Raw genomic sequence first — 21,511 nt, forward strand, 5'->3', positions numbered from 1 at the left:
GACGAGGCGCTCGTTCCGAGACACCGAAGCGCCTCGCCGGCCCGAAGGCAAGTCGAAGGGGGCGGGGCGGCGGGCGCGAAGGTGTCGCAGGCAGTGTCAGGTGCATGATCGAGGGTCATGTCGGAGTTACGCAGACGCTGCATGGCCGGATCACTCTCGAAGGGCAGAAAGATGCGCCGGTTGCGCTCGATCTGATCCGGCCGTCTGGCTGATGCGTAAGACGAGGTGACGATCGCGAAAGGATTTGCCCATGGCCTTCGACGCCCACCCGGCAGCACCGCGCCGCATTGCCGTGATCGGCGGCGGCATCTCCGGCCTTTACGCGGCGCGGCTTCTCGCTCCCGCCCACCAGGTCACGCTGTTCGAGGCCGCACCCCGGCTTGGCGGGCATGCGCGCACCGTCGTGGCCGGACGGACCGGTGACCGGGCCGTGGATACGGGCTTCATCGTCTTCAACCATGCCAACTACCCCCATCTCGGCCGGCTTTTCGACGATCTCGACGTGCCGGTTCAGAAGAGCGACATGAGCTTCGGCGCCTCGCTTGCCGATGGGCGGATCGAATACGCCCTGCGCTCGCCCGGCGCGCTGCTCGCCCAGCCGCGCAACGCGCTTCGCCCCGCCTTCTGGGGCATGATCCGCGACATCCTGCGCTTCAACGCGCGCGCGCCCGAGGCGGCAACCGACGACATGACGCTCTCCGATCTGGTGGCGCATCTGCGGCTGGGGCGCTGGTTCGAGCACCATTACCTGCGGCCGATGTGCGCGGCGATCTGGTCCACGCCGGCGGTGCGGATCGGCGACTTTCCCGCTCGCGCCATGGTGCGCTTCTTCCTCAATCACGGTCTGATGTCGGCCCGCGGCCAGCACCAGTGGTGGACGGTGAGGGGCGGCTCCATCGCCTATGTCGAGCGCCTCGCCGCCGACCTGAAGCGCCGCGGCGTGGCCTTGCGCACCGGCACGCCGGTCGCGCATGTCCGCCGCGAGGGCGGAAGTGTAACGCTCGGCCTGCCTGGCGGAGCGCCCGAACGCTTCGACGAGGTGGTGTTTGCCTGTCATGCCGATGTCGCCCTGCGGCTTCTGTCCGATGCCACGGCGCAGGAGCGCACCGCGCTCTCGGCGATCCGCTTTCAGGACAACCGCGCCGTGCTGCATGCCGATGCCGCGCTGATGCCGCGCCGGCGCAAGGCGTGGTCGGCATGGAACTATGTCTCAAGCCGCGAGGCAGGCGTAAAGGGCGTTGGCGTGACCTACTGGATGAACCGCCTTCAGAACATCCCCGAGATCGATCCGCTCTTCGTCACCCTCAACCCGCCGCGCAGGCTGCGCGAGGAGCGCATCTACGACGAGACCGTCTTCCGCCACCCGGTCTTCGATCGCGCCGCGCTTGCCGCGCAGGCGCGCATCGCGGCGATGCAGGGCGCGAGCAACACCTGGTTCGCGGGCGCATGGCTGCGCCACGGCTTTCACGAGGACGGCTGCGCAAGTGCCGCGCGGGTCGCGCGCGGGCTCGATGCCAAGGCCCGCAGGCTCGGCGCTGGTGCAGGGCGCGCCGAAGGGATGCTGCCGGCATGAGCGCGCTCCCTGCCATGCCGCTGCGCCTTGCCGGGCGTACCACCCACCGCCGCCGCGGGCCGGTGAGCCACAGCCTGTCGCACCGGGTGGAGATGGTGCTGATCGACCCCGAGGCCAACGCCGAGGCCGAACCCGAGGCTGGCGCGCCACTGCCCTGGCCGCTGCGCCGGCGGTTCGGCCTGCTGGCGGTGCGCAGTGTCGACCACGGCGGCCCACCCGGGCGCGGACGGGGTGCGCCTTGGGCGCGCGAGGTGCTGGGCCGCCGCGGCATCCGGCCCGACCGGCTGGGGCTTCTGACGACCCCGCGCTTTCTGTGGTGGAGCTTCAACCCGGTGAGCTTCTGGCTGGCGTGGAAGGGCGGCGCGCTGGTGGCCGTGATCGCCGAGGTCACCAATATCTGGGGCGACCGCCATTCCTATCTCTGCCATCACCCCGACGGGCGGCCGATCGCCCCGGAGGACACGCTGACAGCGGCCAAGATCTTTCACGTCTCGCCGTTTCAGGACGTGGCCGGCGACTATGCCTTCCGCTTCGACATCCGCCCCGAGGCGCTCGACATACGCATCCTGCACCGCAACGGCGCAGAGGGCGTGGCCGCGAGACTCACCGGCCCGCTGATCCCTCTCGCCCGGCGCGCGGCCTTCGCCTTGCTTCTGCGCCATCCGCTGGGGCCGTTGCGCACGCTCGCCCTCATCCACTGGCATGCCGCCCGCCTTGCGCTCAAGGGCGCGCGCTGGCGCGACCGCCCCGCTCCCCCGACCCAGGAGACCAGCCCATGACCGACACCTTTGCCAACCCGGCGGCCGCGCCGTCGCGCCCTGCGATCCTGCGCCGCTCGGTGCGCTCCGCCTTTCTCGATGCCTGCGCCTCCATCCGCCAAGGCAGCCTGCGGCTGACCACCCCCGAAGGCGCGGTGCATCACTTCGGGCGCGGCGAGCCGCAGGCCGAGCTGATCTTGCGCGACTGGTCCGCCGTCACGGCGATGCGCGCCCGTGGCGATGTGGGTTTCGGCGAGGCCTATGTGGCCGGGCTCTGGGACAGCCCCGACATCGAGGCGGTCTGCGCGCTCGCACTTCTCAATCTTGACGAGCTGGGCGGGTTCGACCGCCCGCGGCCGCTCATGCGCCTGGCGCTGCGCGCGGTCGACCGGCTCCTGCGCGCGAATTCGAAGGCGGGAGCGGCGCGCAACATCCGCGCCCATTACGATGTGGGCAACGAGTTCTACCGCCAGTGGCTCGATATGGGGATGCACTACTCCTCGGCGCTCTATGCCGGCGGCGAAACCTCGCTCGAAGCTGCGCAGCTGGCCAAATGCGACCGAATCCTCGAGAAGCTCGGCCCCGCGACGGGGAGCCTTCTGGAGATCGGTTGCGGCTGGGGCGGCTTCGCCGAGCGCGCCGCCGAGCGCGGCCATCGGGTGACCGGCATCACCATCTCGCCCAGCCAGAAGGCCCATGCCGACGCCCGCCTCGACGGGCGCGCCGAGATCCGCCTGCAGGATTACCGCGACGTGTCCGGGCAGTTCGACAACATCGTGTCGATCGAAATGATCGAGGCGGTGGGCGAGCGCTACTGGCCCACCTACTTCGGCACGCTCAAGGCGCGGCTGAAACCCGGCGGGCGGGCAGTAATCCAGGCGATTACCGTGCCCGATGCCACCTTCGACATCTACCGCCGCGGCACCGATTTCATCCGCCATCACACCTTCCCCGGGGGGATGCTGCTGTGCGACGCGGTGATCGCGCTCGAGGCGCTCCGGGCGGGGCTGAAGGTTGTGGACCGCTTCACCTTTGGTGCGGATTATTCCCGCACCCTGCGCGAATGGAACGCCCGCATGCAGGCCCGCGCCGGCCGGCTCGCCGACTACGGCTTCGACGCCACCGCGCTCAGGACCTGGCGCTATTACCTCAATGCCTGCGCCGCCGCCTTCGCCACTGGGCAGACGGATGTGGTGCAGGTGGTGCTCGAGCATGGCTGAGGCGGCCGCCCTTTCGCTCGCGCCCACTGACGCGCGCTGGCGCGTGGCGCTGATGGCGGGGCTTCTGGCCTCGGCCGGGCTGCCGCTTTACGTGCATCTGCCGCGCTTTGTGGCCGCGCTGGGGCTGCCGCTGGCCTCGGTCGGCGGTATCTTGCTGGCGCTCCGCGTGCTCGATTTCGTGCAGGATCCGCTTCTCGGGCGGCTGGTGGACCGGATGCGCTCGCGCGCCGGAGGGCTCGCGGCGCTGGCGCTCCTCAGCCTTGGCGGCGGCTTTGCGGCGGTGTTCGCCGCACAGCCGGGGCTGTGGCTCATGGCAACGGGGCTCGTGGTGCTGTTCACCGCCTACAGCCTGGGCACGATCCTGCTCTATGCGCTGTCGGTCGAGATCGCTGCAAGCCGCGAGGCCGGCCCGCATCTGAACCTCGCCGCCTGGCGGGAGAGCGGTGCGCTTGTGGGTGTGCTCGTCGCCTCGGTTCTGCCCGCGTTTCTCGCCGCCGGGATCGGGCTGCGCGCCGGCTATGCCGCCTTTGGTATCGTGATGGCCCTCGCGCCCCTTGTGGTCTGGTGGGCGGCGCGGCCGCTCTGGGCGGGCATCGCGCCGCGCGCCGCCGCGCCGCCTGCGCTGCGCCCGCTAATCGCCGCGGGCGGCGGCTGGCTGCTGGCGCTGGCGCTGCTGAACGTGCTTCCAGTCGCGGTGACGGCGACGCTGTTTCTGTTCTTCGTCGAGGATCATCTGCGGCTTGGCCCGCTTGCCGGCGCCTATCTCGCCGGGTTCTTCCTTGCCGCCGCCGTGGCCGCTCCGGGCTGGGCGGCGCTTGCGCGCCGGTTCGGCACGCGCCCGGTGCTGGCGGCGGCGATGCTCCTGGCCATCGCCGCCTTCGGCTGGGCGGCGGTGCTGCCCGCGGGTGCCGCCTGGCGCTTTGGCGCGGTGACACTCGGCTCGGGCGCGGCGGTGGGGGCAGAGCTGGTGCTTCTGCCTGCGCTCTTTGCCGCGCTTCTGGCCCGCCATGACCTGCCCGAGGGGCTTGCCTTTGGTCTGTGGTCCTTCGCGGGCAAGCTGGCGCTCGCGCTTGCCGCCGCGCTGGTGCTGCCGGTGCTGTCGCTCGCCGGCTATGTGCCCGGCACCGCGCCGGACCCGGCCGCCGCCCGGGCGCTGGTGCTCGGCTATGCGGTCCTTCCCTGCCTTCTTAAACTCCTCGCGCTTGGCCTTCTGCTGGCGCTGCCCCGAAAGGTCTTCTGATGCTCAAGCTCTTCGCGACCCTTTTCGTGCTGCTCGCGCTCGGGCTTGCCGCCCAGCGGCTCTTCTTCAGCTTCGCCGCGCAGTCGCCCGCCCGTTATGCCGGCACCGAACCGGCCTTCGACCTGCGCACCCATCTCGGTGGCATGATGATCTCGGAAGGCGTGATCTTCGGGCCCACGGGCGCGGTGACAAGTCGCTTCGTGGCCGAGATGAACGGCGCGTGGGAGGGCGCGACCGGCCGGCTTTCGGAAAGCTTCCGCTACGCCTCGGGCATGACGCAGGAGCGCGCCTGGACCATCACGGTGCATGAGGGCGGCCGCTTCACCGCCACCGCGCCCGACATCATGGGTCAGGCAGAGGGCGTGGTCTCGGGGGCGACCGCGCGGCTCACCTACCGGCTGCGCCTTCCGCAAGCGGCCGGCGGGCATGTGCTCGACGTGGTGGACTGGATGTATCTCGCCCCCGACGGGGTGATCCTCAACCGCTCGCAGATGCGCAAGTTCGGGGTCAAGGTGGCCGAGCTCGTGGCCACCATCCGCCCCGCGGCGGAGCGCGGGCAATGAGCGGCTTCACCGGCCAGCGCTGGTGGATCGTGGGCGCAAGCGCCGGCCTCGGGCGCGAGCTTGCGCGCCTGATGGCCCGCGAGGGGGCTGAGGTGATCGCCTCGGCCCGCTCCCGAGAAGCACTCGAGACGCTGGCGGCGGAAGAGCCGCGCATGACCGCGCAGCCGCTGGATGTGACGGATTCGGAATCCGTCGCGCAGGTGGCCGAGGCGGTGGGCCTGCCCAACGGGGTGATCTATGCCGCCGGCGCCTATGAGCCGATGAGCGCGCGCGCCTGGCGGCCGGGCGTGGCCGAGGCGATCGCGGAGGTCAACTTCACCGGCGCGCTCACGGTGCTGTCGCATGTGGTGCCCGGCATGGCCGCGCGCGGGGCGGGCCGGGTGGTGCTGATCGGCTCGCTTGCGGGCTTTCGCGGCCTGCCTGGTGCCATCGGCTATGGCGCGTCCAAGGCCGCGCTGATGCATCTGGCCGAGAACCTGCGCGCCGATCTTGCCGGATCGGGCTTGGTGGTGCAGCGCGTCAACCCCGGCTTCATCCGCACCCGGCTGACGGCGAAGAACAGCTTTGCCATGCCCCAGATCATGGAACCGGAAGACGCCGCCCGCCGCACCCTGGCGGCGATCCGCTCGGGGCGGTTCTCGACGAGCTTCCCCGCGCCGTTTGCCTGGGCTTTCACGCTCGGGCGCTTCCTGCCGCTGCCGCTCTTTCACGCCCTCTTTCGCGGCAGCGGCGCGAAATCTTCACAGGAGGACCGGACATGACCAACCGTCGCACCATGCTTCAACTGATCGCCGGGGCCGGCGCGATTGCGCTGGTGCCAGCCACCGCCCGGGCGCAGACCGCCTGGGACTTCACCTTCGAGGCGCTCGAGGGCGGCGCGATGCCGCTGTCGCAATGGCGCGGCAAGGTGCTGCTCGTCGTCAACACCGCGTCGTTCTGCGGCTTCACGCCGCAATACCGCGACCTCGTCCAGGTCTGGCAGGACTATCGCGACCGCGGGCTGGTGGTGATCGGCGCGCCCTCGACCGACTTCCGGCAGGAATATGACGAGGCGGGCAAGATCAAGGACTTCTGCGAGCTGACCTATGGCGTCGATTTTCCGATGACGGCGCCGGTGCATGTGGTGGGCGCGGCGGCGCACCCCTTCTTCAAATGGGCTGCGGCCGAGTCCGGCCAGCGCGTGCGCTGGAACTTCAACAAGTATCTCATCGGCCGCGACGGGCGCATCATCACCTGGATGCCGAGCACGCTCAAGCCCACCGCGCGCAAGGCCCGCGCCGCGATCGAGGCGGCGCTGGCCGCGCCCGCGGCATGAGCACGGCCCGCGCTGCGGCGGCGCTCGGCACGGCGGGGCTCGTTCCCTTCTGGGGCCTTGCGGCTCTGGCCCATCTCGCGCCGGGTATAGGCCTGGCCTACGTGGCGCTTCAGGCCGAGCTGACCTGGGGCGCGGTCATTCTCGCCTTCATGGCCGGCGCCCGCTGGGCGATGGTGCTGGCCGCCGGCGGCGGCGCGCTGCGGCAGGCGGGCTTCGCACTCCTCGCCCTGCCGGCCCTGGCCGCGCCCTTCCTGCCGCCCCTGTCCGGGCTTGCCCTTCTGGCTGCGGCCTTCGCCGGCTTGCTCGCGGCCGAACGCACCGCGACGGCGCGCACCGAGGCACCCGCCTGGTATCCGCGCCTGCGCCTCTGGCTGACGGCGGGCGCGATCGCCGCGCTTGCCCTTGCCGCGCTCGCGGTTTGACGGTCAGACCGGCTCGCCCGCGTCCAGCCGGGCAAGGAACGCCTCGGCCTCGGCCAGCACCCGCGCGCGGACGGCACCGTCGCGCCCGTCCCAGCCGCGGTATATCTGCGCCATGCGCGGGTTCGCGGCGAAGCGGTCGCGGTGGCGGTCGAGAAAGTGCCAGTAGAGCAGGTTGAAGGGGCAGGCATTCGGGCCGGTCCGTGCCGTCACGTCATAGGCGCAACCGCGGCAGTAGTCCGACATCCGGTTTATGTAGGCGCCCGAGGAGACATAGGGCTTTGACGCCACCATCCCGCCATCGGCGAACTGGCTCATGCCCAGCGTGTTGGGCGCCTCGACCCATTCGACGGCATCGGCATAGACCGAGAGATACCACCGATGCACCTCCGCCGGATCGACCCCGGAGAGCAGCGCGAAATTGCCGGTGACCATCAGCCGCTGGATGTGATGGGCATAGGCGCGCCGGCGGGTCTGGCCGACTACCTCGGCCATGCAGCGCATCCGCGTGGGCGCGCCCCAGTAGAGGGCGGGCAGCTTGCGGCGATGGCCCAGCGCGTTGCGGCGCATGTAGTCCGGTCCTTCCAGGGACCAGACCCCGCGGATGAACTCGCGCCAGCCGAGGATCTGCCGGATGAAGCCCTCGACCGCGTTGAGCGGCGCCCGGCCCGCGCGCCATTCGGCCTCGGCCGCGCGGCAGACCTCGAGCGGGGAGAGAAGGCCGAGGTTCAGCGCGGGCGACAGCAGCGAGTGGAACATCACCGGCACCCCCGTCACCATGGCATCCTGAAAGTCGCCGAAGCATGGGAGGGCGCGGCGCAGGAAATGGGCCAGAAGAGTCAGCGCCTCGTCGCGGTCGGTGGGCCAGCCGAAGGGCTCGAGTTCCCCGAAATGCGCGCCGAAGCGGTCGGCGACGATATCGAGCACCTCGCGCACCGTCCGGTCGGGGGCAAAGACGGGCGGGTCGGGAAAGCCGAGGCCCGCCTTCGGCGGCTTGCGGTTCTCGGCGTCGAAATTCCACCGCCCGCCGGCGGGGGCGTCGCCCTCCATCAACAGCCCCGTCCTGCGGCGCATCTCGCGGTAGAACCATTCCATCCGCAGCGTCTTGCGCCCCTTGGCCCAGGCCGCGAAGTCGCGCGCCGAACAGAGGAAGCGGTCATCCTCCAGAATGCGCAGCCTCAGCGGCACCGCCTCGAGCGCCGCGCGCAGCCGCCAGTCGCCGGGCGCGGTGGCGATCGCCTCGAAGGCGCCGGTCTCTTCGGCGCGGCGCAACAGCTCGGCCGGGATCGAGCCCGCGTTATCGGGATCGTCCAGACGGCTGTAGGCCACGCGCCAGCCTTTGCCGGCAAGGCGTGCGGCGAACTTGCGCATCGCGGCGAAGAAGATCGCGATCTTCTGGGGGTGATGCGGCACATGGGTGGCCTCGTCCATCACCTCGACCATCAGCACGAGGTCGCGGCCCCGGTCGGCGGCGCGCAGCGCGGCGACGGTCTCGGTCAGCTGATCTCCGAGAACGAGGACGAGACGCGGCGCTACCACGGCACGACCTCGCCCCGGCAATCGAAAAAGCCGCCCGACTGCGCGGGGGTGACGCCGTCCATGACCTCGGCGAGGCGGCGCGCGGCTTCGGCCGGGTCGAGCTTTTCGTGCCCGCGATAGGCGGCGGTGAAGGGCGTGTCCACGGTGCCCGGATGCAGCGCCACCAGCGCCGCTTTCGCATGCCTTCGGGCAAGCTCAATGGCGGCGGTATGCACGATCTGGTTGGCGGCCGCCTTCGAGGCGCGGTATGAGAACCAGCCGCCCAGCCGGTTGTCGCCGATCGAGCCCACCCGCGCCGTCAGCACCGCCGCAACGGCTGGCGCCTCGCGGGGCAGAAGCCGCGGCAGGTGCCGCAGGATCAGCGCCGGGCCGATGGCGTTGACGGCCATCACCTCAGCCATGGCTTTGGCGTCGATCTCGGCCAGGCTCTTCTCGGGCCGCCGGCCTGCCGGCGCAAGGATGCCAATGGCCACGACGACGCGCGCGAAGGGCCCCTCGACCCCGCCCAGCACGCGCTCGACCGATGCCGGGTCGGTTACATCGAGCCCGTCGGCCCGCCGCGACAGGCCGGTGACGGCATGGCCCCGTCGCGTGAATTCCTCGGCGAGGGCGTCACCGATGCCGCCCGAAGCCCCGATGACGAGGGCGCGGTCGCTCATGTCTCTGTCTCGCTTGGCAGTTCCCCGTTTCGGTCCTGTCGGGCATGATGGCGCGCCTGCCAACAGCTCATCGAGCAAGGGCGTACCTCGCCCAGCACCGGCGGCCATGCGTGCCCCCGCCTGAATGCAAATTGGCGGCCCGAGGCATCCTCGAGCCGCCAGAGCGCCGGCTCCACGATGTGGAGCGGCAGGACCGGCCCATGCTGGATGGCGCGCGAAAGCGGGGAGTTGTCACTTGCGCGAAGGTCGCGCTTGAAGCACACGACCTGCAGGGAGGTTCGCCCGGCCATGGGACCGGAACCGTTCCGACCGTCACTCGGCGGGCAGGATCACCGTGTCGATCACGTGGATCACGCCGTTCGAGGTTTCGATGTCGGCCTGAACGATATTGGCGTCATTCACCTTGGCGCCGCCCATCAGCGAGAACTTCACCTCCTGACCCTGAACGGTCTTGGCCATCATGCCGTCCTTGAGGTCGGAGGACATCACCTTGCCCGGCACCACATGGTAGGTGAGGATGGCGGTAAGCTTGCCCTTGTTCTCGGGCTTGAGCAGCTCTTCCACCGTGCCGGCGGGGAGTTTGGCGAAGGCCTCGTCGGTGGGCGCGAACACGGTGAAGGGGCCCTCGCCCTTGAGCGTCTCGACAAGGCCCGCGGCCTGCACCGCGGCCACGAGCGTGTTGAAGCTGCCGGCCTCGACGGCGGTATCGACGATGTCCTTCTTCATGTGGGCGCCGGCGAGCGCCGGAACGGGCGCGAGCGCAAGCGTCGCCGCGGTGGCGAAGGCCATGGTGGCAGCGGCCATCGAGAGCGCGGCGCTGGTGGCCAGTTGGGTCATGCGGAACATGGAAGTCCTCCTCTGGGGTTGGTTGTGCTGAAGATACGGCTCGCGCCGGCGCGCGGTTCACTCTTCGCCAAAGATTCGCGCGAACAATCTCAGCGGGCGGCGCGCTTGTCCGCCGCGATCACCCCGTCGCTGATCACGACGCGGCGGCTGCAGCGCGCGGCGATCTCTTCGTCATGGGTCGAGATCAGGAAGCTGGTGCCGCTCTCCCGGTTGATGCGCGCCAGCAGATCCATCACCTGCATGGCGTTCTGGCGGTCGAGGTTGCCGGTCGGCTCGTCGGCGAGGATGAGTTCGGGGCCGTTCATCAGCGCCCGCGCGATCGCCACCCGCTGCTTCTGCCCGCCCGAAAGCTGCGTGGCGCGAAAATCCGCCCGCTCGCTCAACCCGACCTGCGCGAGAAGCGCCGCCGCGCGCGCCCGCGCCTGCGCCCGCTCGCGCCCCGCGCGCACGGCGGAGGGGAACATCACGTTCTCGAGCGCGGTGAAGTCGGGCAGCAGGTGGTGGAACTGGAAGACGAAGCCGATATGGCGGTTGCGAAACTCGGTCAGGGTGTCGTCGTCGGCGCGGGTAAGGTCCTCGCCCAGCATCGTCACCTGCCCCGACGTGGGCCGCGCCAGCGTGCCGAGAATGTTGAGAAGCGTGCTTTTCCCCGAGCCCGACGCCCCGATCAGCGCCACCATCTCGCCCCGGTCGATGGCAAGGCTCACGCCCTTGAGCACATGCGTGGCCGTGGCCCCCTCGCCATAGACCTTGTGCACTTCGCGCACTTCGAGAACCGGCGCGCTCATTGCTGGATCGCCTCGACCGGATCGAGCCGGGCCGCCGCGCGCGCGGGCAGGAGCGCGGCAAGCGTTGCCCCGAGCGTGGTGAGCCATATGGCGAGCCCGATCGAGCCCTGTCCGAGATCGACCGGCAGCTGGCCGGGCTGCACCTCCTCGATCGGGGGGAAGGGCGACAGGGCCGCCACAGCCAGGAGCGCGCCCGCCAGCCCGCCCGCCAGCCCGATCAGCGCGCCCTCCAGCACGAAAACATAGAGGATGAAGCGCCGGGTGGCGCCGAAGGCCCGCATGATGCCGATCTCGCCGCGCCGGCGGAAGGTGGTCAGCATCAGCGCCGAGGCGATGCCGATGACCACGGTGATCATGGCAAATACCTTGAGGATCAGCCCGGTGTTGCCCTGCGCGCGCAGCGCCTCGAAAAGCTGGGCGCTTGTCTCGGTCCAGGGCGTCACGTCGAGCCCGGTGGCGGCGGCAATGCGCGCGGCCACCGCGGGCGCGGCATAGAGGTCGTCGAGCTTCAGCTCGATCGCCGAGACACGGCCCGGCCGCTCCAGCACCGCCTGTGCGGCGCTCATGGGCACGAAGGCGGCCGCCTCGTCGAGCTGGCCGAGGCCGAGGCGGTAGATGCCGCTCACCGTCAGCGTCACGCTGTTGCCGTTGTCGGCGCGGAAGGTGACGGCCCGGCCCACGGACAATCCAAGATCGCGCGCCAGCGTCTCGCCGATCAGAACCCCGCCCGCCGCCAGCGCCGCCGTGCCCGCCACCATGGACCTTTCAAAACGGATGATCGCGCTCTCGCGCCCCGGCTCCAGCCCGGTCAGCGTCACCGGCCGGGTCACCTCGCCCCGGATCAGCACGCCGCTGCCCACGAGCTTCGGCGCGATCACCCGCACGCCGGGGAAGGCTGCAAGCGTCGCCTCCCAGGCGCGCGGCGCCGCGAGCCCCAGGCTGGGGCTGGTCGAGGCCTGCCTTGCGGCGAGGATGTGGCGCCCCTGCGCAGGCACGAGGAGGGGCAGCGGCCGGTCCGGGGCTGCGACGGTGACATGGGCCTGATTCCCGAGCGTGCGGTTGACCAGAAGCTCCGCCAGCCCGCCGATGAGCGCGCTCATGAAGATGAAGATGAACACCGCCGCGGCCACGCCCGCCACCAGAAGCGCGGTCTGCCCCGGCGCGGACCCCAGATGCCGCCACGCCATCTTGGCCCCGTAGAGCATGGCTCAGCCCGCCCCGCCGGGGGGCGGCGCGGCGCGCACTTCCTGCCCGTCGGCCAGCCCCTCGGGGTTCAGGATGACCGTATCGCCTGCGGCCAGCCCGCCCGTGATCTCCACCCGCTCCGCCGGCCAGTCGATGATCTCGACCGGGGTCTTCACCGCCCGCCCGTCGCGCAGCACGAAGACCGCCGGCCCCTCGACGAGCGCCGAGCGCGGCACCGTCAGCGCCGCCGCGCTTTGTGCCACGGTGATGTTCACCACTGCCGTCAGGCCCACCTGCGCCCCCTCGGGCATGTTCTCGAAGGCGATACGAACCGGCACCGTTCCGGTGACGGCATCGGCCTCGGGCGCGATCCAGGCGACGCGCCCCTCGAGCAGCGCATCCCGCCCCGCAAGCTCGACAACCGCCCGCTGGCCGGGACGGACAGCGGCGGCGAGAGCTTCATCCACCTCGACAATGACGCGCAGCCTGTCGAGATCGGCAAGCCGCAGGAGAAGCCGGCCGGGCTGAACCGTCTCGCCCGGATCGACGGCGCGGCTCAGGACAGTGCCGGCGAAGGGCGCGCGAATGCTGTAGTCGGCCAGCGCAAGGCGCGCCTGTTCGACGGCGGCCGAAAGGCGCTCCTCCTCGGCGCGGGCCTGAGCCAGCGCCTTCTCGGCGCGGTCGCGTTCGACCTTCGGCACGACCGCACCCAGTTCCTCGGCGCGCCGGGCGTCGTCCTCTGCCTGCTGTCGGCGCAGCATCGCGGCATCGAGGGCGGCAATCGCCTGCCGGAGTGCGGCGCGCGCCCTGCCGTCATCGAGGCTGACAAGCTCGGCGCCCTCGGCAACCCTTTGCCCCTCCTCGGCGAGGACCGCGAGGACGGTGCCCGCCACGGGGCTGGTCAGATCGGCGGAGAGCGCGCTTTCGGTTCGTCCCGAGACGATCAGCACCCGCTCGGCCGGCGCCGGCGCAAGAACCTCGACCGGAACGGCCGGCCCTCCACCGCCGCCGCGCATGAAGGCCAACCCCGCACCGGCGAGAATAACGACAAGCGCGACAAGCCACGGCCACCGGCGCGCCCGGCGTGCGGGCGCGTCCTCGCGCGCGGGCAGCGGCACAAGCGCGGTCTCCCCCCCCGCGCCCGTGCCGGTGCTCGTGCCGGCGATGCCGGGGGCAACGGATTTCCGGGTCGGCTCGGTCATGGCGTCCTGCCTGTTGTTGCGCTGGCCGAATGCGGCGATGGGCGCGCTCGCGGTGGTCAGGATACGGCGGGGGCGCCGTGAAGATCGGGCCACGCCGATCAATACCACCCCAGCCGGCGCACGGCCAGATCGGCCTCGTGATCGCGTCCATAGGCGACCACCGCGATGCTGCGGATCCGCTCGGGCGCGATCGGCCGGCCGAGGATCATCCCGCGCGGGCGGAAGGCGTCAAAGGGGATGCGCACGACGCGCAAGTCGGCGGCGGCCTCGAACGGCGCCTGATGGAACTGCCACGGCAGGGAGGGCCCGCGCCCGCGCAGATGGACATAGTAGGTCTGGTCGTTGCCGCGCACCTCAAGCTCGAGCCCCCGGGCCGTTGCCGGGAGAGGGCGCTCGAGCATGAGCCGTGCCTGGATGAAACCGCCGTTTTTCTCGGTGCTGACCCGCCCGGTCAGATGCAGGAATGCCTCGCCATCCGCTCGCTCAAGCGTGGCCTTTCCCGTCGAGACCCCGCCCATTACCTGATCGGTGACGAAGGACCAGTCCGGCGACAGGCCTTCGCTGAACTCGTCCAGAGTGTTCATCCTCTCCCCCGCCGCAGCCGCCAGCGACATCACCGCGGCAAGGCAGATCCCGGCCATGCCCGCCAAGGCGCGCCTCATGCCACGCGCCCTCGACTCAACCGAACCACCCGGGCCAAGAGCGGTCGCACCGGCAGGAACAGCCGGTAGAGCCCTTCGAGCAGTGCCAGCACTCCGGGCAGCCCGGCCACGTGGGCCAAAAATCGCCAGCCTGGCAGCTGCGCCCAGACGGTCACGAACGCCCGCGCGCCCGAGCGTAGCCGACCATCCGGCGCCAGCGCGTGGAACCGGGCCATCAAGGCCGCGCGATCAACGCCTTCAGGCAGGCGCTCCGTAGGTTTGGATACATCGACGAACTCAAGGGCGCCGCGCCGATCCCTGCGCCGGTAGTGGTCGATTTCCGCCGTGCACAGGGGGCAGCTGCCGTCATAGAACACCGTTGTCCGCCACATGCTGCCGACCGCCTTTCTTGTTCGTCTTTCTCCTTACGGTTCTGCCCGCAGGTTGGATCAGGTTTCGGGCAAACTCTTCACGCCCCCGTTCCACCAGCGGGCTCGGGCGAGGCATCGTTCTCACATTTTTTCTTCGGCCCATCCCTGCAATGGAAACCATCAAACCAGGGGCGCGACCTACCTTCACAAGGACTTCGCAAATCTGGGGCCCCTAAGCCTTGGGAAAGGCCGGTCGGCGCGCAGCCTCCGCGACAGGTGCCTCGTGGGCGAAGTGGCAACTCGTCCTCGGGCATGCGGACAAAGCCCTGCTCGGATCTGGGAGGTGTCATGGCGGCCTCAGTCTGGCGGGGTGAACGCGAAGGCATGGATGGCGATGCGCACGGCGCCGCCGGTGAAGTCGCCGCCATTGGCGGTGAGGACGATGGGCGTGTCGGCCCAGAAGGCCTCTGGCCAGATGATGCCGAGGTTGGAGGCGCCGGCGGCGGTGCCGAGGGAGCCGCCGAACTTCGCGGGGCTGCCGGCGATGCCGCAGTCGTAGCTTGTGGCGCCGGTGATGGCGCTGGTGGTGCGGGTCGAGACGCACAGCGCGATGGCGCGCGCGGGAATGACGATGCTCGAGGTAACGGTCGGGCCCGCGAGGTTCGTCAGTGTCTCCTCAGCGACGGTGAGGCGCGTCGCCGCGCCGTTCGGGCTCAGCGCGAGGGTGACGTCTGTGCTCTGCGTCACAAGCCCGAGCGCGGCCTCGAGCGTGCGCCACGCGCCGCCCGATCTCACGAGGAGCGACCCCTCGTCCTCGATCCAGACACGCCAGCCCGTGCGTGCAGGCAGACGAACCCACGCCCCGCCAGAGAACATCGCCACGTCACCGTCCCATCCGGCCCACGCCCCGGTCGCACCGGTGGCCACGATGTAGCGATCACCTTCCGTCGGGCTCGGCGGTGGCGTTGTCAGATCCCGGTCCTTCACGGAAAGCTGCACGAGGCCATCGAGCCGGTCGAGGGCTTCGTTGTGGGTGACGTGCTTCTGGGCCTGTGCCGCCGCGATGTAGGGAAGCGCGAGGATCGGGGTCATTGTCGGAGCCTCAAGAAATGGTGACGATGTCTTCGGTTGGAGTCCCGCGTCCGAGCGACGGCGAGAGCTGGACCACGCGGATGGTGAGCATGGCGCCGGGCGCGAGCGTCGCGCCCCAGTCGGCGACCTGCTCGGCGGTGCTGTACGTGGTCGTTGTTGTTCCCGCCATCAGCGTCCGCTTCACCGTCGCGCCGTCGAGAATGTCGATCTCCCAGGCTTCGGGCTGATCGAGGAGCGGCACTTCGGCCGCCTCCCAGCTGTCGGCCGCGGGGTCGCGGGAGCGGCGGGTCCAGGTGAGGGTGATGTCGCCTGAGGCCTCCGCGCGGGCCGCGAGATGCACCAGGGCGAAGGGCCGGAGCGAGGCGCCCACAGGCGTCACGGACAGGATCGTATAGGACATGTCCGACACCGGTCGCGTTGCCGGTCCGACGGCGAGGTTCCACGGCAGGCCGATCTCCCCGACGGTGAAGGGCAGTTCGGTGACGGCCCCGTCCAGCACCACGACCCGCGCCCCGGCCGGGGCGGGATTACCGATGGCATGCTCCGTCCCCCGCTGGCCGCGCAGGAGCGTGGTGAGGCGATAGCGGCCGGGGGCGACGAGCATCGCGTCGCGGGCTTGCAGGATCTCCCATGTGCCCGGCGCGCTTTCGACGGCAAAGGCGTTACCGCCCGCGAAGAGCTGCAACTCGGTGACGCTTTCGAGCTGGCCCCAAGGAAGGCTAATCTCGAGCACCGAACCCCGGTCCCACCGCCAAGCGGGTCCGGCTGGCAGGTCGGCGGCGAGCGTCCCGATCCGCGCGCGGCGGGTGATCGTGGCGAAGCTCGCCCAGCCCGAGGTCTCGGGGCTGCGCAGCACCGCGACCGTGCCCGGCCAGGGATCGGCATCGACCGCGATCAAGGGGCGCGGTGGCGTGTGGGCGCTGGTCAGCTGTGGCAGATCGAGGATCGCCACCTGCGGCGCGCCGAGCGGCACAGAGCGGGTGACGGCGGCCGTTCGCTGTGCGCCCGGCGGCAGATCGTAGACCTCGCGGTCCTGACGGGTGGCCTCGATGCGGCGGGAGAGCCCGTCGGCAATGCGCGTGAGGCGGAACTCGGTGGTCGTGCCATCGCTGAAGATCACCACATCGCCTGGATCGAGCGCGAGGCGCGAGGGCGGCAGCGCGAAGGCGGCCCGCTCGCGGCCTGTCCAGGTTTCCATCAGCGCCCGGCGGCATCGGCGCTCGGCTTCCTCCGGCGCGACGGCGACGGGGAAGCTCTCGGCGGTGACCCGCACTGCACCGGTGGTGATGCGGCGGGCCTCGACGAGGGCGCTGTCATAATCCTCATCGGCGCGCGCCACGCTCCAGCGCAGGACCTGCGGAAGCTCGGTCTCCTGGCCGCGCGTCCGCTCGATGTCCTCGCCGTTGCCTGCGACCAGGTCGTCGGGCGTGATGGTGGAAACGGTCGCGCGGCCGCGCATGACAAAGCGGATGACACCCTCGCTCTCGACGGCGTCGAAGCCGAAGTGGCGGGCCAGCATGGAGATCGTCGTGCGGGGGCTTTCGATGGCGGGGATTACCAACCCTTCGACCGCGCCCCAGAGGCCGCAGACGTCGATATGTGCGGCGTCCATTCCAGCAGCGAGGCAGAGATGGCGCACGAGCGCGGCGAGCGACACAGCGCCAAGACGTCCCGTCAGCCAATGGCCGAGCTGCCAGTTCGCGCCGTCGGACCAGACGTCGGTGAGCGCCGGGAAGAACGGATGCGGGCGGGCATCCCAGGTCCAGGCGGCACATTCCGAGGTATCGACCATCGGCAGGCCGGTGATACTGGACACCGGGTTGTTCGCCGGATCGGCCCAGTACAGCGCCGCAGCCTCGAGATACGCCCGCTGGATGGCATCGTCCCGCCATCCCCGCGAGAAGTAAGGTGCGGCACTCTCGGATGACTTCGGGTCGCAAAAGACGTTCGGCTGGTTCGTGCCCCGGTCGATGGCCGGGCAGCCGAACTCGGTGAAGCGGATGGGCTTGGACTCCGGCACCCATCCGGTGCTGGATTTGCCCTCGATGACCGCCTCGATGCCGAAGGCGAGTACGTCCTCGCCCACCATGGCCGAGCGCGGCCCGAGGCGCAGCTGGTAGTTGGCGGTCGCAACCGTCACGTCGACCATCATGTCGATGCGCCAGACGCCGCCGCCGAGATCGACCAGCGCCTTCGAGACCATCGGGTTGGGGCCCTCGAACCAGCTCTCGATCGCGCCGGTGGCGAGGTTGACCACGACGCCCGTGTCGCCCGCGCCGGAGGCGGCGAAGTCGAGCATGGCGTTGCCCGAGCTGCCGGCCGAGACGTAAGCCGAGATCGCGACCCGGTCGCCCGGCGCGAAGCTGAAGAAGCCCGGCGTCGCGCCGTGCCAGGTCGCCCCGCCGCTCGCGATCAGCGCCGGGACGGTGAAGCCGCGATGGCTGCCGCTGCCGGCCGTGAGGGTGACGCCCGCGCCGATGGGGTTCCAGCCGAGCGGCTCGGCACCCTGCGCGGCGATGCCAAGGCGCACGCCGGCCGGCCTATCGTGATGCGGCTCCCTCCACCAGGAGCGCAGATCCTTGAAGCGCCAGATCCAGTCCTCGCCGTAGTCGCCATCGGCGATCGGGCTGCGCAGCTGCGCCTCGCGATCCGCCTGGCTCGCATAGAACCAGTCGAAGCCCTCGCCGCCGGCGATGTTCGATTGCAGGTAGGACCGGTCGTAAACGGCAGGCCAGCCGGCTCGCGCGTCCAGATGCTCGAAGCCGTCGCGCCAGTCGGAGACGGGCATGTAGTTGTCGATGCCGACGAAATCGATGTTGGCATCCGCCCACAAGGGATCGAGATGGAAGAAGCGGTCTCCCGAGCCGTCCGCCGGATCATGGCCGAAGTATTCCGACCAGTCCGCTGCATAGCTGATCTTCGTGGACGGGCCCAGAATGGAACGCACATCGGCTGCGAGGCTCTGGAGCTCCGCCACCGCCGGATAGCTGGTGGCGCCGTCGCGGATGGTGGTCAGCCCCCGAAGCTCGGAGCCGATCAGGAAGGCGTCAACGCCGCCGGCAATCGCGCAGAGATGGGCGTAGTGCAGGATCATCCGCCGCCAGCCCCAGTCCCCGGACGGGCCGGTGTAGCTGACCGATTCGCCCGAGACCGCGAAGTCCGCCGGCGTCGCCTTTCCGAAGAAGGCCGAGACCTGCGCCGCGGCAGTCGCCGTCTTGTCGACCGTGCCAGCGTAACCCGCCGCCGGCGAGCAGGTGATGCGCCCGCGCCAGGGATAGGCCGGCTGGCCAACGGTTGAAGCGTTGTCGCTGTAGGGATCCGGCAGCGTGTTGCCCTCGGGCACATCCATCAGCAGGAAGGGATAGAAGGTGACGCGGTAGCCCCGTGCCTTCAGTTCCTTGATCGCCTGCACCACGGCCGCATCGCTCGGCGTGCCGCCATAGACGGGCCGGCCGTCGGCGTCGGTCGACACCAGATGTGCCGCGGCGCGATTCACGCCGTTGACCTGCCAGACATGCGGGGTCGTGGTCTTGGTCGCGGTCTCGACGCCGGGACGAATGGTGCAATGGCCCGCGCGCAGGTCGTTGCCGAACCACGAGACTACCAGCGACACGCTTTCGACCGCGGGCGCCAGCGCCTCCAGCCGGTCGAGGGAAACGAGGAAGTCGGCCCTGTCGGTCTCGGCGTGCACGTTCTCGGGCGTGGTCTTGGCGCCCTCCACGCGCATCACCGACTCGGTGGCGTAAACGAACTCGCCCGCGCCGGGGATCATGGTGACGGCGCGGATGGCGCCTTCGGCCGTGTCGGGGTCGGCGAGCGGCCGGAACACCTCGAAAGACAGCTGCGGGATACGGTTGCCGAAGGAGGTGAGGTCGAGTTCCTCGAACACAACATAAGCCGTGCCGCGATAGGCCGGCGCGCCCTCGGCCCCCATCTTCGCGGCGATGAACGGGTCGGCGGCCTGCGCCTCGCCGCCCGGATACCAGCGCTAGGTGGCGGTCGAGGTATCGAGCAACTCGCCATCGGCCCAGATGCGACCGATGCCGGTGATCGGGCCTTCGCAGAGCGCGACGGCGAATGAGGCGGTGTAGGAATACTCGGTCGTCGTGACCGTCGGCCCGCCGCCCTTGCCGCCGCCTTGCGTGGTGGTGCTCACATGCTCGGTGAAGTCGGTCGCCCAGATGATGTTGCCGCCCAGACGCATGCGGCCGAAGACGCGCGGGATCGTGGTGCCCTCGGTGGCGGAGGTCACCCGCAGGCTGTCCAGCCTTGCGCCCTCGTAGCGCTGGTCGGGCTGCAGGGAGCCCACGATCCAGCTGTCGACGACCGAGCCCGCCATGGTGCCGATCGCCCCACCTATGGTGGCGGCGGAGATGCCAAGGATCGAGCCGCCGATCGAGGCGCCAATGGCCTGACCGGCAAGGCCGAGCACGAGGGTCGCCATTAGCGCCTCCTTGGTTGCGGGTAGAGAAAGGCGAAGGCGAGGCGCCGCCGCCAAGCTTGGGTGAAGGGCTCCTCGATCACGCCCAACCGCTCGCGGGCGTGGATCATCGTGCCCGTGTCGGTGAGGATGCCGACATGCTTGGCAATGGCGCGCTCGCGCATGCGGAACATCAGGAGCGCGCCGGGGGGCGGATCACCTGCCTCGACCTCGATCATGCAGCCGCGCGCGCCCTCGGCCAGCACTTCGCGCGGGCCAGTCTCGCCCGAGTCACGGGAATAGGGCGGGATCGGGAAGGGTTCCGGCCCGACCACCTCGCGCCAGACGCCGCGTGCGAGGCCAAGGCAGTCGCAACCCACGCCCCTCACGCTCTGCTGGTCGTGATAGGGTGTGCCGAGCCAGGACCGGGCCGCCGCGATCACCTTCCCGCGCGCGGCCGGACGACGGATGAAGCCCGCAGTCACAGCACGCTCCCATCGTTCGCCTTCCCTTGGCTCGCGTAGCGCAGCACGGTGTCATTGCCGGGGATGTGCGGGAAGCCCCGGAAGTTGGCGGTATTGCCAAAGCGGTCGCGGCAGGTGGCAAAGGCCTTGTCGCAGCCCGCGCGGATGGTGAAGGCATCGTTCGCGGCATAGGACTGCCGGGCGGTTCCAGCAGCGTGATGATCGCTTCGCCGGTGGTGGCGACCTCATGGCGCTCCACCTCCACCCGGTGCCCGGCATTGGCGCCGCTGCCCCAGGTCAGCGTGCCGAAGGTGAAGAGCCCCGCGGCGAAACCCTCGAGCCCCGCCACCGAAAACGCCCGGTCGCGCAGGAGCACGGCAACCGTGCCGCTGCCTTTCCAGGTCGCATCCTCGAGGTTGATCCCGCAGCGCCCGTCGCCCAGCACTGCGTCGCAGCCGGCCTGAAAGCTCCGCCCCACCGGCTGGTCGAGCACATGGGCAAGCGAGCGCATCTCGGCGGTGAAGGCCACCCGCCCGCGCCGGATCTCGCCGATGGCCCCGCGCCGCATGAGCACACGCTGGCTGGTATCCTGCCAGTTCGCCCGCCAGACCTCGACCGCCGCCCCGTCCCAGAGCCCCGCGGCAATGTCGGCCTCTGTGATGACGCCCGAGCGCAGCACGCCTTCCGCATCCTGCGCATCGACCGCGAGATCGGAACCCGCGCGCAGTTCCGACGCCGCGAAGCCGCTTTCCGGCTCGAAGCGGGTAGCCTCAAAGCTGAGTGTCCGGTCGTGGTCGGTGAAGCCGAACACCTGGCCGTCGGCGCGGGTGATGCGCCAGCACCAGGCAAGCGTGGTCGTGCCCTCGTCGAGATGGGTCTGCAGGGCAGGCGAGAGGGATTTCATCGGCAGGTTCCCGTCATGCGGTCATCGAGATCGGCGATCCAGTCCGCCCAGTCCGGCGGAACCTGCGTCACGGTTTCCGCAGGTGGCCGGGCCAGCCGCGCCTCGGCGTAGGAGATGCAGCCGGCATCACCAGGCACCGTCGTTGTTGCGCAGCCGCTGAGCAGGATCGCCAGCGCCGCGGCCGTCGCGAACCGCATCGCGGCCACGTTCGACCTTCCCGATTGTCTCTTCCAACGCATCGCGTTCTGCCTCCTCTTTGCCTGCGCGTCTGCCTTCCACCTGCCCCCAGAGGCGGCCGAGGACGACGCCACC

General features: G+C 70.3%; 22 protein-coding genes and 1 pseudogene. 8 read left to right on the forward strand and 15 right to left on the reverse strand.

All coding sequences use genetic code 11. The annotated features are described in order from the left end of the window. Positions 1-250: 250 nt before the first annotated feature. From F3H26_RS16370 to F3H26_RS16405, 8 genes are read left to right on the forward strand one after another with little or no spacing between them, the layout of a single operon-like run. On the forward strand, positions 251-1,573 hold the full coding sequence (locus tag F3H26_RS16370) for an NAD(P)/FAD-dependent oxidoreductase (protein ID WP_149777068.1): 1,323 nt from the start codon (positions 251-253) through the stop codon (positions 1,571-1,573). Further along, positions 1,570-2,352: a DUF1365 domain-containing protein gene (locus tag F3H26_RS16375; RefSeq protein WP_149777069.1), complete on the forward strand. Its 783-nt coding sequence runs from the start codon at positions 1,570-1,572 to the stop codon at positions 2,350-2,352. Before F3H26_RS16370 ends, F3H26_RS16375 begins: the two co-directional genes overlap by 4 nt. Next, positions 2,349-3,551 carry an SAM-dependent methyltransferase gene (locus F3H26_RS16380; RefSeq protein ID WP_149777070.1) on the forward strand — a complete coding sequence of 401 codons (1,203 nt, stop codon included), beginning with the start codon at positions 2,349-2,351 and terminating at the stop codon, positions 3,549-3,551. Before F3H26_RS16375 ends, F3H26_RS16380 begins: the two co-directional genes overlap by 4 nt. Continuing rightward, positions 3,544-4,791, forward strand: coding sequence for an MFS transporter (locus tag F3H26_RS16385; RefSeq protein WP_223162540.1), 1,248 nt, complete (start codon positions 3,544-3,546; stop codon positions 4,789-4,791). The genes F3H26_RS16380 and F3H26_RS16385 overlap by 8 nt, the downstream gene beginning before the upstream one ends. Continuing rightward, positions 4,791-5,354 (forward strand): DUF3833 domain-containing protein, encoded by a 564-nt coding sequence (locus F3H26_RS16390; RefSeq protein WP_104009260.1) that lies wholly within the window; start codon positions 4,791-4,793, stop codon positions 5,352-5,354. The genes F3H26_RS16385 and F3H26_RS16390 overlap by 1 nt, the downstream gene beginning before the upstream one ends. After that, positions 5,351-6,115, forward strand: a complete 765-nt coding sequence (locus F3H26_RS16395) for an SDR family NAD(P)-dependent oxidoreductase (protein WP_104009261.1) — start codon at positions 5,351-5,353, stop codon at positions 6,113-6,115. The genes F3H26_RS16390 and F3H26_RS16395 overlap by 4 nt, the downstream gene beginning before the upstream one ends. Then, the gene (locus F3H26_RS16400) at positions 6,112-6,669 is read left to right on the forward strand and encodes a glutathione peroxidase (protein WP_149777071.1); all 558 of its coding nucleotides are present in this window, start codon (positions 6,112-6,114) and stop codon (positions 6,667-6,669) included. Before F3H26_RS16395 ends, F3H26_RS16400 begins: the two co-directional genes overlap by 4 nt. After that, positions 6,666-7,091, forward strand: coding sequence for a DUF3429 family protein (locus tag F3H26_RS16405; protein ID WP_149777072.1), 426 nt, complete (start codon positions 6,666-6,668; stop codon positions 7,089-7,091). The genes F3H26_RS16400 and F3H26_RS16405 overlap by 4 nt, the downstream gene beginning before the upstream one ends. Before the next feature lie 3 nt (positions 7,092-7,094). On the opposite strand, the gene F3H26_RS16410 is transcribed toward F3H26_RS16405, so the two are convergent. The 15 genes and pseudogenes from F3H26_RS16410 to F3H26_RS16480 all read right to left on the reverse strand — a co-directional run bounded on the left by F3H26_RS16410 (position 7,095) and on the right by F3H26_RS16480 (position 21,438). Further along, positions 7,095-8,627, reverse strand: a complete 1,533-nt coding sequence (locus F3H26_RS16410; protein ID WP_149777073.1) for a cryptochrome/photolyase family protein — start codon at positions 8,625-8,627, stop codon at positions 7,095-7,097. Beyond that, positions 8,621-9,286 (reverse strand): SDR family NAD(P)-dependent oxidoreductase, encoded by a 666-nt coding sequence (locus tag F3H26_RS16415; protein ID WP_149777074.1) that lies wholly within the window; start codon positions 9,284-9,286, stop codon positions 8,621-8,623. The genes F3H26_RS16410 and F3H26_RS16415 overlap by 7 nt, the downstream gene beginning before the upstream one ends. Continuing rightward, complete coding sequence (locus tag F3H26_RS20045) at positions 9,283-9,576, reverse strand: deoxyribodipyrimidine photo-lyase (RefSeq protein WP_149777075.1); 294 nt, start codon at positions 9,574-9,576, stop codon at positions 9,283-9,285. The genes F3H26_RS16415 and F3H26_RS20045 overlap by 4 nt, the downstream gene beginning before the upstream one ends. A 22-nt stretch (positions 9,577-9,598) precedes the next feature. Continuing rightward, positions 9,599-10,132, reverse strand: a complete 534-nt coding sequence (locus F3H26_RS16425) for a fasciclin domain-containing protein (protein WP_149777076.1) — start codon at positions 10,130-10,132, stop codon at positions 9,599-9,601. Between the two features lie 89 nt (positions 10,133-10,221). Beyond that, on the reverse strand, positions 10,222-10,920 hold the full coding sequence (locus F3H26_RS16430; RefSeq protein WP_149777077.1) for an ABC transporter ATP-binding protein: 699 nt from the start codon (positions 10,918-10,920) through the stop codon (positions 10,222-10,224). Further along, positions 10,917-12,125 (reverse strand): ABC transporter permease, encoded by a 1,209-nt coding sequence (locus tag F3H26_RS16435; RefSeq protein ID WP_149777078.1) that lies wholly within the window; start codon positions 12,123-12,125, stop codon positions 10,917-10,919. Before F3H26_RS16435 ends, F3H26_RS16430 begins: the two co-directional genes overlap by 4 nt. A 3-nt stretch (positions 12,126-12,128) precedes the next feature. Beyond that, a complete protein-coding gene (locus F3H26_RS16440) occupies positions 12,129-13,307 on the reverse strand; it encodes an efflux RND transporter periplasmic adaptor subunit (protein WP_149777079.1) in 1,179 nt (392 codons plus the stop codon). Positions 13,308-13,405: 98 nt separating this feature from the next. Next, positions 13,406-13,969, reverse strand: a complete 564-nt coding sequence (locus F3H26_RS16445; protein ID WP_149777080.1) for a CIA30 family protein — start codon at positions 13,967-13,969, stop codon at positions 13,406-13,408. Further along, on the reverse strand, positions 13,966-14,340 hold the full coding sequence (locus F3H26_RS16450; RefSeq protein ID WP_104009270.1) for a thiol-disulfide oxidoreductase DCC family protein: 375 nt from the start codon (positions 14,338-14,340) through the stop codon (positions 13,966-13,968). Before F3H26_RS16450 ends, F3H26_RS16445 begins: the two co-directional genes overlap by 4 nt. A 336-nt stretch (positions 14,341-14,676) precedes the next feature. Then, on the reverse strand, positions 14,677-15,411 hold the full coding sequence (locus F3H26_RS16455; protein ID WP_149777081.1) for a DUF2793 domain-containing protein: 735 nt from the start codon (positions 15,409-15,411) through the stop codon (positions 14,677-14,679). A gap of 10 nt (positions 15,412-15,421) precedes the next feature. Next, the gene (locus F3H26_RS20050) at positions 15,422-19,345 is read right to left on the reverse strand and encodes a baseplate multidomain protein megatron (RefSeq protein WP_223162541.1); all 3,924 of its coding nucleotides are present in this window, start codon (positions 19,343-19,345) and stop codon (positions 15,422-15,424) included. Between the two features lie 54 nt (positions 19,346-19,399). Continuing rightward, the gene (locus F3H26_RS19740) at positions 19,400-19,855 is read right to left on the reverse strand and encodes a hypothetical protein (protein ID WP_223162542.1); all 456 of its coding nucleotides are present in this window, start codon (positions 19,853-19,855) and stop codon (positions 19,400-19,402) included. Then, positions 19,855-20,301, reverse strand: a complete 447-nt coding sequence (locus F3H26_RS16470; protein ID WP_149777094.1) for an NlpC/P60 family protein — start codon at positions 20,299-20,301, stop codon at positions 19,855-19,857. Before F3H26_RS16470 ends, F3H26_RS19740 begins: the two co-directional genes overlap by 1 nt. 11 nt (positions 20,302-20,312) lie before the next feature. Next, positions 20,313-21,199, reverse strand: a pseudogene (locus F3H26_RS16475) (DUF2163 domain-containing protein). Then, positions 21,196-21,438: a hypothetical protein gene (locus tag F3H26_RS16480; protein ID WP_149777082.1), complete on the reverse strand. Its 243-nt coding sequence runs from the start codon at positions 21,436-21,438 to the stop codon at positions 21,196-21,198. Before F3H26_RS16480 ends, F3H26_RS16475 begins: the two are co-directional and overlap by 4 nt. Between the last annotated feature and the right edge of the window lie 73 nt (positions 21,439-21,511).

The sequence above is a fragment of the Ruegeria intermedia genome (genome assembly GCF_900129345.1).
Lineage (GTDB): Bacteria > Pseudomonadota > Alphaproteobacteria > Rhodobacterales > Rhodobacteraceae > Ruegeria > Ruegeria intermedia.

Excerpts from the sequence above, each read along its gene's own strand:
- F3H26_RS16370 (WP_149777068.1), top strand. The coding sequence starts at position 251 with ATGGCCTTCGACGCCCACCCGGCAGCACCGCGCCGCATTGCCGTGATC.
- F3H26_RS16375 (WP_149777069.1), top strand. The coding sequence starts at position 1,570 with ATGAGCGCGCTCCCTGCCATGCCGCTGCGCCTTGCCGGGCGTACCACC.
- F3H26_RS16380 (WP_149777070.1), top strand. The coding sequence starts at position 2,349 with ATGACCGACACCTTTGCCAACCCGGCGGCCGCGCCGTCGCGCCCTGCG.
- F3H26_RS16385 (WP_223162540.1), top strand. The coding sequence starts at position 3,544 with ATGGCTGAGGCGGCCGCCCTTTCGCTCGCGCCCACTGACGCGCGCTGG.
- F3H26_RS16390 (WP_104009260.1), top strand. The coding sequence starts at position 4,791 with ATGCTCAAGCTCTTCGCGACCCTTTTCGTGCTGCTCGCGCTCGGGCTT.
- F3H26_RS16395 (WP_104009261.1), top strand. The coding sequence starts at position 5,351 with ATGAGCGGCTTCACCGGCCAGCGCTGGTGGATCGTGGGCGCAAGCGCC.
- F3H26_RS16400 (WP_149777071.1), top strand. The coding sequence starts at position 6,112 with ATGACCAACCGTCGCACCATGCTTCAACTGATCGCCGGGGCCGGCGCG.
- F3H26_RS16405 (WP_149777072.1), top strand. The coding sequence starts at position 6,666 with ATGAGCACGGCCCGCGCTGCGGCGGCGCTCGGCACGGCGGGGCTCGTT.
- F3H26_RS16415 (WP_149777074.1), bottom strand. The coding sequence starts at position 9,286 with ATGAGCGACCGCGCCCTCGTCATCGGGGCTTCGGGCGGCATCGGTGAC.
- F3H26_RS20045 (WP_149777075.1), bottom strand. The coding sequence starts at position 9,576 with ATGGCCGGGCGAACCTCCCTGCAGGTCGTGTGCTTCAAGCGCGACCTT.
- F3H26_RS16425 (WP_149777076.1), bottom strand. The coding sequence starts at position 10,132 with ATGTTCCGCATGACCCAACTGGCCACCAGCGCCGCGCTCTCGATGGCC.
- F3H26_RS16430 (WP_149777077.1), bottom strand. The coding sequence starts at position 10,920 with ATGAGCGCGCCGGTTCTCGAAGTGCGCGAAGTGCACAAGGTCTATGGC.
- F3H26_RS16435 (WP_149777078.1), bottom strand. The coding sequence starts at position 12,125 with ATGCTCTACGGGGCCAAGATGGCGTGGCGGCATCTGGGGTCCGCGCCG.
- F3H26_RS16440 (WP_149777079.1), bottom strand. The coding sequence starts at position 13,307 with ATGACCGAGCCGACCCGGAAATCCGTTGCCCCCGGCATCGCCGGCACG.
- F3H26_RS16445 (WP_149777080.1), bottom strand. The coding sequence starts at position 13,969 with ATGAGGCGCGCCTTGGCGGGCATGGCCGGGATCTGCCTTGCCGCGGTG.
- F3H26_RS16450 (WP_104009270.1), bottom strand. The coding sequence starts at position 14,340 with ATGTGGCGGACAACGGTGTTCTATGACGGCAGCTGCCCCCTGTGCACG.
- F3H26_RS16455 (WP_149777081.1), bottom strand. The coding sequence starts at position 15,411 with ATGACCCCGATCCTCGCGCTTCCCTACATCGCGGCGGCACAGGCCCAG.
- F3H26_RS20050 (WP_223162541.1), bottom strand. The coding sequence starts at position 19,345 with ATGGGGGCCGAGGGCGCGCCGGCCTATCGCGGCACGGCTTATGTTGTG.
- F3H26_RS19740 (WP_223162542.1), bottom strand. The coding sequence starts at position 19,855 with ATGGCGACCCTCGTGCTCGGCCTTGCCGGTCAGGCCATTGGCGCCTCG.
- F3H26_RS16480 (WP_149777082.1), bottom strand. The coding sequence starts at position 21,438 with ATGCGTTGGAAGAGACAATCGGGAAGGTCGAACGTGGCCGCGATGCGG.